This window comes from Mesorhizobium sp. M0923, assembly GCF_040319365.1.
Classification (GTDB): domain Bacteria; phylum Pseudomonadota; class Alphaproteobacteria; order Rhizobiales; family Rhizobiaceae; genus Mesorhizobium.
On sequence record NZ_JAMYNW010000015.1, the window covers coordinates 42066 to 55790 of the forward strand.

Annotated in this window: 14 protein-coding genes and 1 tRNA gene; 7 read left to right on the plus strand and 8 right to left on the minus strand. The window is 61.1% G+C overall.

All coding sequences use genetic code 11. The features are described 5' to 3' along the window. Window positions 1–116: 116 nt before the first annotated feature. Both NKH89_RS23470 and NKH89_RS23475 read left to right on the plus strand, forming a co-directional pair. A complete protein-coding gene (locus NKH89_RS23470; RefSeq protein WP_352591324.1) occupies window positions 117–989 on the plus strand; it encodes a S1C family serine protease in 873 nt (290 codons plus the stop codon). Between the two features lie 7 nt (window positions 990–996). Then, a complete protein-coding gene (locus tag NKH89_RS23475; protein ID WP_023719327.1) occupies window positions 997–1629 on the plus strand; it encodes a helix-turn-helix transcriptional regulator in 633 nt (210 codons plus the stop codon). Window positions 1630–1636: 7 nt separating this feature from the next. Here NKH89_RS23475 and NKH89_RS23480 read toward each other — a convergent pair whose 3' ends face one another. Beyond that, window positions 1637–2026 carry a type II toxin-antitoxin system VapC family toxin gene (locus tag NKH89_RS23480; RefSeq protein WP_023719326.1) on the minus strand — a complete coding sequence of 130 codons (390 nt, stop codon included), beginning with the start codon at window positions 2024–2026 and terminating at the stop codon, window positions 1637–1639. Continuing rightward, window positions 2023–2289: a type II toxin-antitoxin system VapB family antitoxin gene (locus tag NKH89_RS23485; protein ID WP_023719325.1), complete on the minus strand. Its 267-nt coding sequence runs from the start codon at window positions 2287–2289 to the stop codon at window positions 2023–2025. The genes NKH89_RS23480 and NKH89_RS23485 overlap by 4 nt, the downstream gene beginning before the upstream one ends. Window positions 2290–2487: 198 nt before the next feature. Between NKH89_RS23485 and NKH89_RS23490 the strand changes: the two genes are divergently transcribed. Beyond that, window positions 2488–3354, plus strand: a complete 867-nt coding sequence (locus NKH89_RS23490) for an SDR family oxidoreductase (RefSeq protein WP_352494950.1) — start codon at window positions 2488–2490, stop codon at window positions 3352–3354. Window positions 3355–3408: 54 nt separating this feature from the next. Here the strand turns inward: NKH89_RS23490 and NKH89_RS23495 are convergent, their stop codons facing one another. Together NKH89_RS23495 and NKH89_RS23500 are read right to left on the minus strand one after the other, a co-directional pair. Next, entirely contained in the window at window positions 3409–3924 is a 516-nt protein-coding gene (locus NKH89_RS23495; RefSeq protein WP_023719323.1) for a TIGR00645 family protein, read from the minus strand. Window positions 3925–4161: 237 nt separating this feature from the next. Continuing rightward, entirely contained in the window at window positions 4162–5445 is a 1284-nt protein-coding gene (locus NKH89_RS23500) for an OmpA family protein (RefSeq protein ID WP_348633220.1), read from the minus strand. Here NKH89_RS23500 and NKH89_RS23505 point away from each other — a divergent pair. The 3 genes from NKH89_RS23505 (at window position 5410) to NKH89_RS23515 (ending at window position 7638) form a co-directional block, all read left to right on the plus strand. Next, the gene (locus NKH89_RS23505) at window positions 5410–6297 is read left to right on the plus strand and encodes a hypothetical protein (protein ID WP_352494951.1); all 888 of its coding nucleotides are present in this window, start codon (window positions 5410–5412) and stop codon (window positions 6295–6297) included. The genes NKH89_RS23500 and NKH89_RS23505 overlap by 36 nt on opposite strands. Window positions 6298–6584: 287 nt before the next feature. Then, a complete protein-coding gene (locus NKH89_RS23510; RefSeq protein ID WP_023719321.1) occupies window positions 6585–7031 on the plus strand; it encodes a YcgN family cysteine cluster protein in 447 nt (148 codons plus the stop codon). A gap of 247 nt (window positions 7032–7278) precedes the next feature. Continuing rightward, the gene (locus NKH89_RS23515; RefSeq protein WP_023719320.1) at window positions 7279–7638 is read left to right on the plus strand and encodes a hypothetical protein; all 360 of its coding nucleotides are present in this window, start codon (window positions 7279–7281) and stop codon (window positions 7636–7638) included. Window positions 7639–7773: 135 nt separating this feature from the next. Here NKH89_RS23515 and NKH89_RS23520 read toward each other — a convergent pair whose 3' ends face one another. After that, window positions 7774–8481 (minus strand): SIMPL domain-containing protein, encoded by a 708-nt coding sequence (locus NKH89_RS23520; RefSeq protein ID WP_352494952.1) that lies wholly within the window; start codon window positions 8479–8481, stop codon window positions 7774–7776. 171 nt (window positions 8482–8652) lie between these two features. Here NKH89_RS23520 and NKH89_RS23525 point away from each other — a divergent pair. Further along, window positions 8653–8728 (plus strand) — tRNA-Ile (locus NKH89_RS23525). A gap of 21 nt (window positions 8729–8749) precedes the next feature. Here NKH89_RS23525 and NKH89_RS23530 read toward each other — a convergent pair. The 3 genes from NKH89_RS23530 to NKH89_RS23540 form a co-directional block, all read right to left on the minus strand. After that, window positions 8750–9967: a tyrosine-type recombinase/integrase gene (locus NKH89_RS23530; RefSeq protein ID WP_352457555.1), complete on the minus strand. Its 1218-nt coding sequence runs from the start codon at window positions 9965–9967 to the stop codon at window positions 8750–8752. Window positions 9968–10637: 670 nt separating this feature from the next. Then, entirely contained in the window at window positions 10638–11951 is a 1314-nt protein-coding gene (locus NKH89_RS23535) for an HlyD family type I secretion periplasmic adaptor subunit (protein WP_352548197.1), read from the minus strand. Further along, window positions 11926–13695, minus strand: a complete 1770-nt coding sequence (locus NKH89_RS23540) for a type I secretion system permease/ATPase (protein WP_352910286.1) — start codon at window positions 13693–13695, stop codon at window positions 11926–11928. The genes NKH89_RS23535 and NKH89_RS23540 overlap by 26 nt, the downstream gene beginning before the upstream one ends. Window positions 13696–13725 lie beyond the last annotated feature (30 nt).

The following is a 13725-nucleotide window of genomic DNA, read 5'->3' on the forward strand; positions in this document are numbered from 1 at the left end:
GGACCGGCCGCGACCTGACCAGATGGCCAGTCAAACGCCCAACTAGCCGTCAGGCGAGTATCCGCCAACGCCCTGCCGGGCGATATCTGGGTCACGAGGAACCCAGGAGACAAATCATGAGCGATTTCAATCTGAGCACATTTTCCGACGCCATTGCCGACATCGCCGCAGCCGCGGCTCCAGCGACGGCCAGCTTCGCGACGCACCACCACCGCACGTCTACCGCTTTCCACTGGCAGGACGACTATTTCGTCACTGCCGAGGAGGCGGTCGAGGCCGGCGAGGAGATCGAGCTGACGTTTCCTTCGGGCGAAACCGTCAAGGCCGAGCTGGTCGGCCGCGACCCGTCCACCGGCACGGCCGTTTTGAAACCCACCGGCGCACCAAGCGTGCCGTCCCTGGTGAAGGCGGATGCAGTGCGGCCGGGCAATCTGGCGATCGTCGCGGGCAATAGCGACGGCACCTCGCTCGCTACCTTCGGCACGGTCGGCGAGGTCGGCCCGGCCTGGCGTTCAATGCGCGGCGGCACGATCGACCGGCGCATCAACCTTGCCGTCAATGCCGGCGGCCGTTTCGAGGGCGGCCCTGTGCTCGACGCCAAGGGCGGACTGATCGGCATGCTGCTGTTCGGGCCACGCCGGCGGGCGCTGGTCATGCCTTACGAAACGATCGAGCGGGCAGTCACGACGCTGCGCGAGAAGGGTCATGTGGCGAGGGGCTATCTTGGTGCCGGCCTGCATCCGGTCCGCAATGGTGATACACAGGGCGCCATGGTGATGAGCCTTGACGATAGCGGCCCGGCGAAAGCCGCCGGTCTCAGTCTCGGCGACATCATCGTATCGTGGAACGCAGAGACGGTGCATGGCCCGCGCGAGCTGATCCGCAAGCTCGGGCCGGACAGCGCCGGTGCCTTGGTGACACTCGGCGTGGTGCGCGGCGGCGAGAACCGTGAGGTCTCACTGACCATCGGTGAAAAACCACTGAGCTGAGGGATAGATGGTAAGCGGTGAGGTCGCTGGCAGACGGCTGACGGTGCTGATCGTGCTCCGTGACGTCGAGCGCGCGCGAAGTCTGTCCGCGGCTCTCGCTGCGACCGATGACCTGCAGCCTTTTCTGGCGGGCGAAGTCGACGGGCGTTGGGCGGCGGATGTCGCCATCGTCGATGATCATGGGGTGCAAGGCGGGCTCGTCGACGCCGCTATGCCTCGAGTGCTGCTATCGTCGCGAGCGGCCGGGGAGCGGCCGGCCGATACAGTGTTTGCCGTGCTGCCGGTGGCAGCGGACGACGTGCTGATCGCCGCTGCGGCGCGGCTGGCGGCGGCTGGCTACCGGATTTCGCGTGACAGCCACGCTCTGTCAGACGGGCACGATTTTACCTTTCATGACAGCGACCGGTTCGACGAGGAACCGAGTAACGAGCAAATCGTCCGGCCGACGCTTTCGCCGCGCGAAAGCGAGGTGCTGGCACTGCTCGCCGAAGGCGCGCCCAACAAGGTCATCGCGCGGCGGCTGAACATCTCCGTGCATACGGCGAAATTCCACGTCGCAGCGATCCTGACGAAGCTCGGTGCCGCCAACCGCACCGATGCGATCGCCATCGCCATGCGGCAGGGCCTGGTGCTGGTCTAGCCGTGGATCAAACAGCCGGTTCGATGTCGGTCAGCCGGAAATCGTCACCCTTGAACAGCAACGGCATGGCTTCGATACGTGCCGCAGCATAGGCAATGCAGTCGCCGAAGTTGAGGGCGGCCGGATGCCGGCCCTTGCCATAGCGCAGGAACGCCTGACGAGCGACCGCGGCGTGGTCGGCCGTGAAGGGGATCGTCTCGATCGAGGCGGTGCGCAAAAAAGTTTCGAAGCGATCGATAATCTGGTCCTGCCAGCGGCCGACGAGCACCATTGTCGTTTCAAGCAGTGTCGGTGCCGGAAGCAAACGTCTTTCAGCCTGGGTGATCGCCAAAACGAAGCGGTCGTAGCCCGGCTCCGTGCGTAAAATGGCGACCAGCGCCGAGGAATCGATGATCATCGCGTCGGGATACCCAGTTCGTCATAACCGAGAATTTCATCGTCGCTCATCGCGTCTTTGCGCTCCGGTATTCGTGCAGCTCGTTCCGCAATCGCCATCAGACGTTGAAAAAGGTCACCGGTCTCGTCGCGCGGCACAAGCCGCTCGCGCGCAACCTCGCGCTCGAGGCTTTGACGGATGGCCTCCGTCACCGATACCTGGCGCCGGCGGGCGAGCTCACGTGCCAGTTGCTCGACCGCCATATTCTTGATCGATAAGGCCATTTATATATTCTCCCTTTTCGTATAGAATATATACCAACTTGCCCGACAGATTCAACGCGCGCTCCCGCGAAATCCACGACCCTCCGTAGCGTCACACCACCGCTGCGGGTTAAGGGCGCTTGTATCCGCCGGCGGTGCAGGCAAGGATCGCAAGGAGAAAAGATGGTAGAAAAGAGAGTAGCACAGGGAGGGGCGAGGATGTCGCTCAAGGGAAAGACGCTGTTCATCTCTGGCGGGTCACGCGGCATCGGGCTGGCGATTGCGCTGCGCGCCGCGCGCGACGGCGCCAATGTGACGATCGCGGCCAAGACCGCCGAGCCGCATCCGAAGCTGCCGGGGACGATCTACACAGCGGCGCAAGAGATCGAGCGGGCCGGCGGCAAGGCGCTGCCGGCGCTGTGCGACATCCGCGATGAAGCGCAGGTCGCCGAAGCCGTCGCCAAGACCGTGGAGACGTTCGGCGGCATCGATATCTGCATCAACAATGCCAGCGCCATCCAACTCACCGGCACGCTGGAGACCGACATGAAACGCTACGACCTGATGCACCAGATCAACACGCGCGGTACTTTTCTCGTCTCCAAAATGTGCATTCCACACTTGAGGTTGGCGGAAAATCCTCACATTTTGAATCTGGCGCCGCCGCTCGACATGAAGGCCAAGTGGTTCAAGAACCATGTCGCCTACACGATGGCGAAGTTCGGCATGTCGATGTGCACGCTGGGCATGAGCGCCGAGTTCGCCAGGGATGGCATTGCGGTCAATTCGCTCTGGCCGATCTCGACCATCGACACGGCGGCGGTGCGCAACCTCCTGGGCGGGGCGACGGTGGCGGCGATGAGCCGTTCGCCCGACATCATGGCCGATGCCGCACACGCCATCCTGGTCAGGCCGTCGCGCGGGGCAACCGGTAATTTCTACATCGACGAAGAAGTGCTGCGCGCCGAAGGCGTCAGCGATTTCTCAGCCTATGCGCCGGGCGCGACAGGCCCGCTCGCCGGCGACTTTTTTGTGCCGGACGAGGTGTTCGAGCGGACTGATACCAAAATCAAAGGTATTTACTGACGGAAAGCATCTAGCTGACAGGCGTATCTCTTAAAGACCGGCACAGACGCGTGCTCAGCCTTCGGCTTTCTTGGCTTTGCCAAGACCCATCAGCCGGTCGATATAGGCAAGCATCAGTGCCGACAGAACGAAGGCCAGATGAATGATGGTCAGCCACATCAGCTGGTCGGTCGTGTAGGAGACCGAGTTCAGGAAAACCTGCAAGAGGTGGATCGAGGAGATGGCGACGATTGTCGAGGCGACCTTGACCTTCAGCGAGCCGACATCGATCGTGCCCAGCCAATGCACCTTGCCGTCATTTTCATCGAAGCGGCTTACGAAGTTTTCGTAGCCCGAGATGATCACCATCACCACCAGTGAGGCGACCAGCGCGGCGTCGATGAGGCCGAGGATCTTCAGGATGGTATCGGTGTCGTCGAGCGTGAAGGCCACGGAGACGAACTCGAACAGCTTCTTGCCGAAGGACACGGCATAGATGGCAAGCGCCGCGCCCAGTCCGAGATAGAAGACGACCAGCAGCCAGCGCGAGGCGAGAATGATCGATTCGATGGCGAGTTCGAGGCGCTTCATGCGGCGATTCCGGGCTCCGTTGTCGGAGTGCCGTATTTCGGGCAGGCTGCGGCGGTTTGCAAGGTTCTAAAAAACGAAACCCCGCCGGGGAGGGGAACCGGCGGGGCTCGTGTGTCCCGCTGGAGTCGGGACGGGGCAGGGACGCCCTTTCCAAAATTTGGGATTGGTGACCTCGCGTTTCAAGATTGGTGACCGCGCGATTCAATGGTTGATCGGATCGCGCGGTTCACATTCCGCTTATTGGGCGCTGGCCACCGGCGCCACCAGCGAGGTGATGCGGCGGATGGCGACGCGGCGGTTCTCACGGTTGGGTCCCGACGTGTCTACCTTGAGATACTCCTCGCCATAGCCCTGTGTCGTCAGGTTCTCCGGCGGGATGCCGAAGGCATTGGTCAAGGCTTCGGCGACTGCCTCGGCGCGGCGGTCGGACAATGCAAGGTTCGCTTCCGGCTTGCCGACTGCATCCGTGTGGCCTTCGATCAGGAAGGTCTCGGCCGGGTTTTTCTTCAGCAGCTTGTCCATGGCGTTGGCAACACCCTCCAGCTTCTGGACCTCGGTGTCGGAAATCGAAGCCGAACCGAATTCGAAGTTGAGCGTATCGAGGTCGATGCGGCGGGCAATGTCGCGCACGCGGGCCGAGCGTTTGACCTCGTCGATCGAATAGAGGCGCTGGACCTTCTCCACCGGCGGTCGTTCGAGGAAGGTGTAGTAGTCGTCCGGATCCTCGACCTCTTCGGAATCCAGAATGTATTCCTCTTGCGGGATGGTAAGGCGCATCGGCGGCAGGTCGTCGCCCGGGTCGCGCCAGTCTGCATCATCGTCATAGTTCCGCTCGTCGACATAGCTCAGCACATATTCGCGTCCGTCAGGCGCGATGCGTGAACGCTGGATCACGTCGCCGTAGCGGTTGCGGATGGTGACGATCCGGAAACCGTTGTCACGCTCCACGATTTCCCGGGTGCGATCGCCCGACAGGTCCTCATAATAGACATTCCTGGCGCCGCGGTGCATACGCGGGGCGTCGCTGCTTTCGACGAACGTCTGGTTGTTGAACTGGAGGATGACGCGGTCGCCGAATTCCCTGAGGACATTGGTGCCTTGCGGGCGCCGACGACGACGAACATCCTCGAAATCGGCTGAGCGCTCGACGCGCTTGCCTTTTTCCTCGGTCACGGGAGCGATCTTTTCAGGTTTGATCTCCTGCTGCGCTGCCCGGTCGTCGGTCGGGGGCGGCCCCTGGTCGACCGGAGCCGGTTTCGAGACTTCCGCCTGGTTGCCGTTCTCCTCGACGGGCTGGTTGCCTTCCTGACCACCCGTTTTGCCGCCATTTTGGCGACCCGCGTTTTGGCCGCCTTGGTCCTTGCCGTGCCTGCGCCTGACATCCTTCTGACTGTCCAGTATGGGCGCCTCGTTCGGGTTGGCCGCGGCTTCGCCCGAAGCAGGGGGCCCACCCTCGGCGGGTGCTGCCTGTTCGCCGGTGGCGGGTTGCTCACCGGTTGCGGGCTGCTGTTCGCCTGTCACCGGCTCTTCCCCAACGGGCTTCTTGCCGCGTTTCTTCGCCTGGTCCTGGGGCTGTTCGGCTTGAGCAGGAGCGGCTTGCTTGTCGGTTGGAAGTGGCTCGGCCTGTGGGAGAGCCGGCGCCGCCTGCTGGTCCTGCTTATTCTTCCTCTTGCGCGGATTGCCCTGCTCGTTGTCGTTTGCAGGGGCAACCTGCTCGGCCGGCTGTTCAGCAGGTGCGGCTTCCTGCTGTTGCTGGTCGCGCTTCTTCCTGCGCTGCTTGAGCTGCTGCTGAACGTCGTTCGCGGGCGCAGCCTGCTCGGCCGGCTGTTCAGCAGGTGCGGCTTCCTGCTGTTGCTGGTCGCGCTTCTTCCTGCGCGGCTTGAGCTGCTGCTGATCGTCGCTCGCGGGCGCAGCTTGCTCGGCCGGCTGTTCAGCAGGTGCGGCTTCCCGCTGTTGCTGGTCGCGCTTCTTCCTGCGCGGCTTGATCTGCTGATCGTCATTCACGGGTGCAGCCTGCTCGGCCGGCTGTTCGGCTTCGATCTGCTGTTGCTGCCTCTTTTTCCTGCGTTGATTGCCCTGCTCCTCTCCGCCCGAGGGCGCGAGTTGTTCGGCGGGCGCGGATTCGGTCTGTTGCTGCTCGCGCTTGTTCCGGCGCGGCTTTTGCTCGGACTCGCCCGATTGTTCGGCGGGTGCTTCGGTTCGCTCCTGCCGTTCGCGCCTCTTGCCGGGCTTCTGTTCCGGCTCCGCCTGCCCGCCTTGGGCACAGGCTTCGGCCGACTCGCCTTCGGCGCAATTCGACTGCGCCGGGATAAGCACTGCGCTGTTCCGAGCGGGGCCGAATGCGGCGCTGCCTTGCAGCGGGAACGCGCCTAACGGCGCGGACGCCATCAACAGGCCAAGCGCCGTGCCTGCCAGAATCCATGGTTGGCGTTTCATCATAAACACTCCTTGTGGCGTCCCATCCCTGCCCAAACTTTCAGCAACCATGTTTGGTTCCTGTTTGTAGGTCTTAGCGGTGGCACAGGGCGATTGACCGGCGTTTTGAAGGCGACTTCATGTCATTCGTATGGTCTTGGCGTATGGTCCCGGCGTATTGTTCGGACGAGGGTGCATGGGTTGCTGCGCTTGACCTTGACGCCTCCGAGGTCCACATGCCGACGATGGAAAAGCCGTTCTGGAAAACCAAGACGCTGGAGGCGATGACCCCGGCCGAGTGGGAATCGCTCTGCGACGGCTGTGGCAAATGCTGCCTGTCCAAACTCGAAGACGAGGACACCGGAGATATCTACTGGACCAGCGTCGGCTGCCGGCTGTTCGACGCTGGAAGCTGCCGCTGCTCCGATTATACCAACCGGCTGGCGCGTGTTCCGGATTGCGTCGGGCTGACGCCGCAGAATGTGCGCACCATCAGCTGGCTGCCCAAGACCTGCGCTTACCGGTTGGTTGCCGAGGGCCGCGATCTCTATTGGTGGCACAGGCTGGTGTCGGGAAGCGACGAGACTGTGCACGAGGCCGGCATCTCGATGCGCGGCCGGGTCAGCGCCAGCGAGACGGAGCTTGCCGAGCCGGAGGATTATTTCGACCATATGCTTGCAGACGAGCCTTAGGATTTACTCCGGAATCGAGGACCCAGAACCGACAGCAAAACGGACGTTGCCTATCCGCCCATGCCGGTCCACCCTATGTAGGACCGCCGTCCATAGCACCGGTTCCGGAAGCGAGAGACTATCCCGGTTCTGCCGCATGAACCGGAGATGAACGGCCGGTTCGCAAAAAATTCAGACAGGCGGGTGCATTCTCCTCCCATCGGTTCGACGAAAACGGGTGGAAACCCTCAAACAAGGAGAGAAGACAATGTTCAACACCATCAAGACGGCGGCTCTTTCGGCTCTTGTCGGCCTTGGCACGCTTGCTGCCATCCCAGCCCATGCAGACAGTATCTATCTCGGTTTCGGCAACAACCAAGATCCGCGCGTCGGCGTCTATACCGGCGACGAAGATGATGGTTACTATCGCGAACACCGCCGTGAGCGCAACTGGCGCCGCTCCTGTTCGCCGGAGCGTGCCCTCGACAAGGCCGAACGTATGGGCCTGCGTCGCGCCCGCATCGTCGACATCAACCGCCGCACGGTCAAGGTCGCTGGCCGCCAGTACGGCGACCGCGTGGTGATCGTATTCGCCAACGAGCGCGGTTGTCCGATTATCTATCGCTAAGCCCGTCGAAGCTTTGCGGCCGGCGTCTTTCAGCCGGTAAAGTAGCGGAGCCTCTTTCCGCCAGGACGGAAAGGTGCGGCTCGAAAACCCCGGAGGATCGGTCCTCCGGGGTTTTTCATGCGCTGCGATCGACGATCACTTCAGTTCGAAAGTCACCGTCACCTGCGCGGTATAGGAATTCTCGCCGGCCTGCACGGGGACCGATGCGCCGGCCGCATCGAAAGCCTTGGCGTCGATTGGCATCGGCGGCGGTGCGAAATTCTGGTCGGTGATTTCCAGAACCCGGCCGATGCCGACGCCGGCCGCTTCGGCCAGCGTCTTGGCCTTGGCCATGGCATTGGCGACGGCCTTCTTGCGCGCTTCAGTGACGGCTGCCGCCGGATCGTCGTTGGAGAAGGAGATGCCGCCGCCCTGGTTGACGCCGAGCGACACCGCCTTGTCGAGAATGTCGCCGGTCTTGTCGATGTCGCGGATGCGCACCGAAAGCGTGTTGGTCACCTGATAGGCGACAAGTTCGGCCTCCTGGCTGCCGTCGGGCTTGTTGGTGTAGTTATAGCGCGGGTTGATCTGGATGCCCGCGGTCTGCAGGTCGCGCTCCTTGATGCCGGACGATTTCATTGCCGCGATCACCGCGGCCATGGCGTCGTTATTGGCATCGAGCGCGGCACGCGCCGTCTTGGCCTCGCGCATGACGCTGAGCGTCAGCAGAGCCAGATCGGGTGCTATCGCCGCCTCGCCTTCGCCGGTGACGACGATGCGCGGCGGCGGCGAATCGGCGGCGCCGGCGATCGCCGGAAATGCGATTGCGGCGGCAATCGCCAGTGGCAAAATACGTCTGGTCATGAAATCTCCTCGATCTGCGATCCCAAGACTGCCGAGTGTCGAGCGGCTCCAATGGGGGACGTGCAATAGGTTATCAATATGGGCTGATTTGGGCGGTCTCGGCCAGCCCCCTCGGAAAGCCGCTCTGAAAGCCTTGTGCGGTTCAGGGAAAAACACTAATCCAACGCCGTGGGGCCTGTAGCTCAATGGTTAGAGCCGGCGGCTCATAACCGCTTGGTTGGGGGTTCGAGTCCCTCCGGGCCCACCAATGGCTTTTGTGGCCGTTGATTTAATTGGATTTTTTGGCCATTTTTGTCCCACCTCTTTCAACCCCCTCAGAAAGTGGGACAATTTTGTTCTCTTTTCGATCGATAACCAGCAGGTATTTCGCCGCTCTCGCTACCTTCCGGCGACGCGCTTTCTTGATGTAGTGGTCGGGCTGCTGGTACGTAGTCCACCCATATATCGCCTTCAGCTGCTCGTGCGTCGCGCCGTTCTCAGCGGCGATCGTCGCGCCGGCCTTGCGAATTCCATGAGCACTGCAGTGCGGCAGCTCAGCTTGATCACACCACTGGCGCATCTTGTTGCCCAGACCGTTCTCCGAGAACGGGCGACCATACTCATTGACCAGGAAGGTCATCTGGTCGGAGGGCGTGTGCTCAAGTTCCGCCTCTAGTTCGGGCAGAAGCGGGAGCTCCACCAACACCGCATCCTTGTTACGACTGGTCTTCCCAGGCTTAATTCTGATCCACTTCTCCCACTGCTCGGTCTCCTCGTTGTAGACGAGCGTGATGTGCTGTCGACCGAAGATCGCGACGTCGGACAACCGCAGGCCAGTAAACATGAAGATCGAGAGCGCACGTCTGGCTGCGGTACCCAGCGGATGCCGCTTCTCATATTGAACGATCTCCGACACGTCCCATGGGTGCCAGCCGTCGCCGCTCTTTAGCCGTCTGATGCCGCGGGCGGGATTGGAGTCGACGCCCGGAATCTCTGTGTCCTTTGCCCACTCAAACATCGCGCTGATGGCTTTTACGATATTGTTTGCCGCGCCAAGGGCGTCGAGCCTGGTGTCCCTGATCTCCTTAACATGAGACCGTTTCATACCGGCGAATGGCAGAGATCCCTTGGTGGGATACTGAGGATCCGGGTCACCTTCGAGGGGATGAGGTAATTCGCATACGCGCTCCAGAATTGCTCGTCGGCGCGCCATAGTGTCTTGGGTGATTTCCGTGCCGCCCCGACGGTAATACTCCTGGCAAAGCCACAGCAACGTGCCTTTCTTCGCTGGCTCGGAAGGCTTGGGGAGGCGCCGGCAAATCTCGGGAAGAGTGCCGGGCCGAACATAAGTGACCTCGGCGCGCGCGCACCGCAGTTCCTCGAGGAACTCGTCGCTGCCGGTCGGTTCACGGAGCCGGACCTTCTTCCGACCCGGTGCGCGAAAATAGTACCGATCATTGCCGTGGCGATCAGTGTCCTTCACTACGCCCTTAAGATCGATTTTCACGGGCTCATCCGTCATGTTCGTGGTTTTCGATCCCAAGGATTGTCTAGTGGCGGCGAATCTTCGTCAAGCTTTGGTGCTCCTCCGATTTGGCGGTGAGGGAGCTTTCGAAAGGCCAATACAAGTTCCTCGACGTCCCAAACAATGCGCCCCTTGCTCGGCATTCGTGGCTGGGGCATCCGGCCGTCCTGGACCATTTCATCAAAGGTCGTTGAGCTTACGCCGATGAACGTCGCAGCCTGCTCGCGATTGATTCCTACCGGCGGGAGCGAGGGCGGCAAGACGCTCGGGGTGCGTAGCATCGGTTTAGCGCGTTGAAAGCGCGTTTTTGACGCCTGCCTGTCTTCCTATGTACCTGTCCGAATATTGCAGACGCTCAATCATGTCCTAGCCCTGTGCTTGCAGGCTCACCCTAGGTCTCCAGACCTCAGGATCGCTCAAGACACCGGACTCTTTTCCAGCCTTTGTGTACGATGATGGGTATCTTAATGCGCTCGAGGCCAAGAACTGAATGGTCGGCGACTTGGAAGGGCAAAATGACCGTGGAACCACGAATCTGAGTCAGAGGCGGAATCCAACTGAGGAAAGTATGGCTGTGTTTTCAGACGGTTATGACTCTCATGCATGCGTAACAACCAACAAGAATACCAACAAAATGTTTCTGTGGTTACTTTCATTCCTCATGGAATGCGCGACTGATTTGGTCCGACAGCGGCTTCACAAAATAAGAAAGCGCCGTACGCTCGCCCGTCTGGATCATCGCTTCGGCCGGCATGCCGGGCACGAGCGTCAGGTCCTTGAGCTTCGTCAGTTCCGCATGCGGAACCGACAGACGCACCAGGTAATACGAAACGCCGTTTTTTTCGTCCGTCGCCAGATCGGCTGCGATCCGGCTGACATATCCGTTCAATACCGGCGTGGTCCTCAGATTGAAGGCTGACATCCGCAGCACGGCCTTGTGACCAAGCTGGATTTGGTCGATGTCCTTCGGGGTGATTCGTGCTTCAAGCGCAAGATCGTCGCCTTCCGGCACGATTAGCATAATCGGATCGGCGGGCGTGATCACTCCTCCGACCGTATGAACTGCGAGTTGTTGAATGGCGCCTGACTGCGGCGCGACAATATCGATCCGTCGCAGTTCCTGTTCAGCCGCCACCTTGCGCTCAACATACTCCCCAACCTGCGCCTGAACCTCTCTGAGCTCCTGGCCGACTTCCGTCTTGAAATCCGGATCGATCTGCAGGATCTGCAGGCGCGTTTCGGCTATGCGGGCTGCCGTCTGTGCCTGATGTGCAATCTTCTCACCGCGTTCGCCGCCGAAAGTGGCAACCTGCGTCTTCAGACTGTTCAAGCGTTGGTCCGAGACAATGCCTTGGTCGCGCAGCCCACTCAGGGCAGCAATTTCCTTTTGGAGGATCTCGGTGCTTTTCTCACAAGCGATTGCCTGCGCCTTGAGCCCCTCGATCTCGTGCTCATATTGAGTGATGCGTTCCGCTAGCTGCGCCTGCCTTCCGTCGCGGGATTGTCTGCGGAATTCGAACAGCCGCGTCTCGCCATGTACTGCCGAAGCTACGTCCGGAACATCTCTGCGGGCGAGCAGCCAGTCCGGGAAGGCGATCTCCGCCAGATCGTCACGCTCAGCTTCGAGTCGTGCCAGGTTGGCGGCCAGCTCATCGAGCCGCTTGGTGACTACAGCGAGAGTGGCGCGCGTCTGGGTGGCGTCGAGCCGCATGAGGATGTCGCCGGCTTTTACTTTATCACCTTCGCTCACCAGGATTTCTCCCACCACCCCGCCGGTCGGGTGCTGCACCTTCTTCACATAGGAATCGACGACAAAGTGTCCGGACGCGACAACCGCGCCGGAGAGATTCGTGAAGGCCGCCCAGGCTCCGGCTCCTCCCACAAAGATCACGCTCGCCAGCAGGCCCGCCACCAGGTGCCGGCGAATGGACCTGGAAACGTCATTGTTCTGATGAATGCCGGACACCGGGATCCTCCATGTCAGCGCGCTCGTTATCCTGTGTAGACTCGATGGCCTTGACCCCAGCGCCTGATGCCATCGCTGCCCCCTTAAGGACTTTGGAAAGCGCCTCATCACGCGCACCGAATGCTCGCTGCCGTCCACCTTCCATCACCAACACCAAATCCACGGCGCGGATGGCGCTCGGCCGATGGGCAACGACAACCGCAATGCCCTTGCGCTCGCGCACGGAGGCGATCGCCTTGACAACCGCAGCCTCGCCTTCCGCATCGAGATTGGCATTGGGTTCATCCAGCACAACAAGGAAAGGGTCTCGATAAAGAGCACGGGCAAGACCGATACGCTGGCGCTGCCCGGCGGAAAGTGCCGATCCGGCCTCACCAATCGGAGTTTCGTAGCCGTGCTCAAATCGGAGGATCAGTTCGTGCGTGCCCGCTGCTTTCGCCGCGGTGACAATAGCCTCAGGGTCAGGATTATCTTCAAAACGAGCGATGTTTTCGGCAATGGTGCCGTCGAATAGTTCAACACCTTGCGGCAAATAGCCGATATGACGGCCTAGCGCTTCCCGGTCCCATTGATCGAGGCTTGCGCTGTCGATGCGAACCTTTCCGGCGACCGGCGCCCATGCGCCGACGATGGCGCGCGAGAGTGTCGACTTGCCCGAACCCGATGCACCGATGATCCCGAGTGCGCTTCCCGCCTGAACGGCAAACGCAAGGCCGGTCACGGTCGGCTTCCTTTCGCCGGGCGGAACGATTGTCACGCCTTCGAGGCGGAGTTCGCGTTCAGGTGCAGGCATTGGCATAACAGGAGCGGTTTCAGGAACCTTTCCCAAGAGGTCCTCCAGCCGCGCCCAACCCTGGCGCGCCATGAGGAAGGGTTTCCAGCTTGAAATGGCCAGATCGACCGGAGCCAGCGCACGCCCCATCGTGATCGAACTGGCAATCATGACCCCGGCCGTAGTCTCCTGCCTGATGACAAGGTACGCGCCGACGGCAAGAATGGCCGATTGCAGCAGCACGCGCAGCGACTTTGAAATGCCACCCAGCCCACCTGCCAGGTCCCCGACTTTCCGGTTGGCGGCCAGATACTTGGCATTGGCCTTGTGCCATCGGGCAGCGATCCGCTTTGCGAGACCGAGAGCTTGCACGACCTCGGCATTGCGGCGCGCTGCTTCCAGTAGACCATTGCGTACCATGTTGTGGTCAATGGTATCGCGTATCGGCCCTTGCGAGAGAGTGTTGGTAAGGAGTGTCAGAGATGTGAGACCGATCGCCCCGATAAGTGCCGTCATGCCGATCCAGAAATGAAAGAGGAAGCAAATGCCAAGATAAAGCAGCATCCATGGCAGATCGAAGAACGCTGTCGGGCCGTTTCCACCTAAGAATCCGCGAACATTGTCGAGATCGCGTAGCGGCTGCAAGCCGTCGCCCGGCATGCGCGTTAAAAGCGGAAGGCGAACGATCGCATCGTGAACGCGTCCGGAAAACTGTTCATCGAAACGCTCGCCAATCCGCAGCAGCACGCGGGCGCGCAAAACGTCGAGCAGGCATTGGAACGCATAAAGCCCTGCAGCAAGCACGACGAGCCCCACTAGCGTCGATACGCTGCCACTTGCCAGAACGCGGTCGTAGACCTGAAGCATGAACAGCGGCGAGATCAGCGCAAGCACGTTGACCACGCCGCTGATCAACAGAATTCCCCAAATAGCGGAAGTCAGAGGGAAAGGTCTCAAAGCTGAATCCTTCAAGGAATGGTTACTCACGTAGGTCTCCGTGAG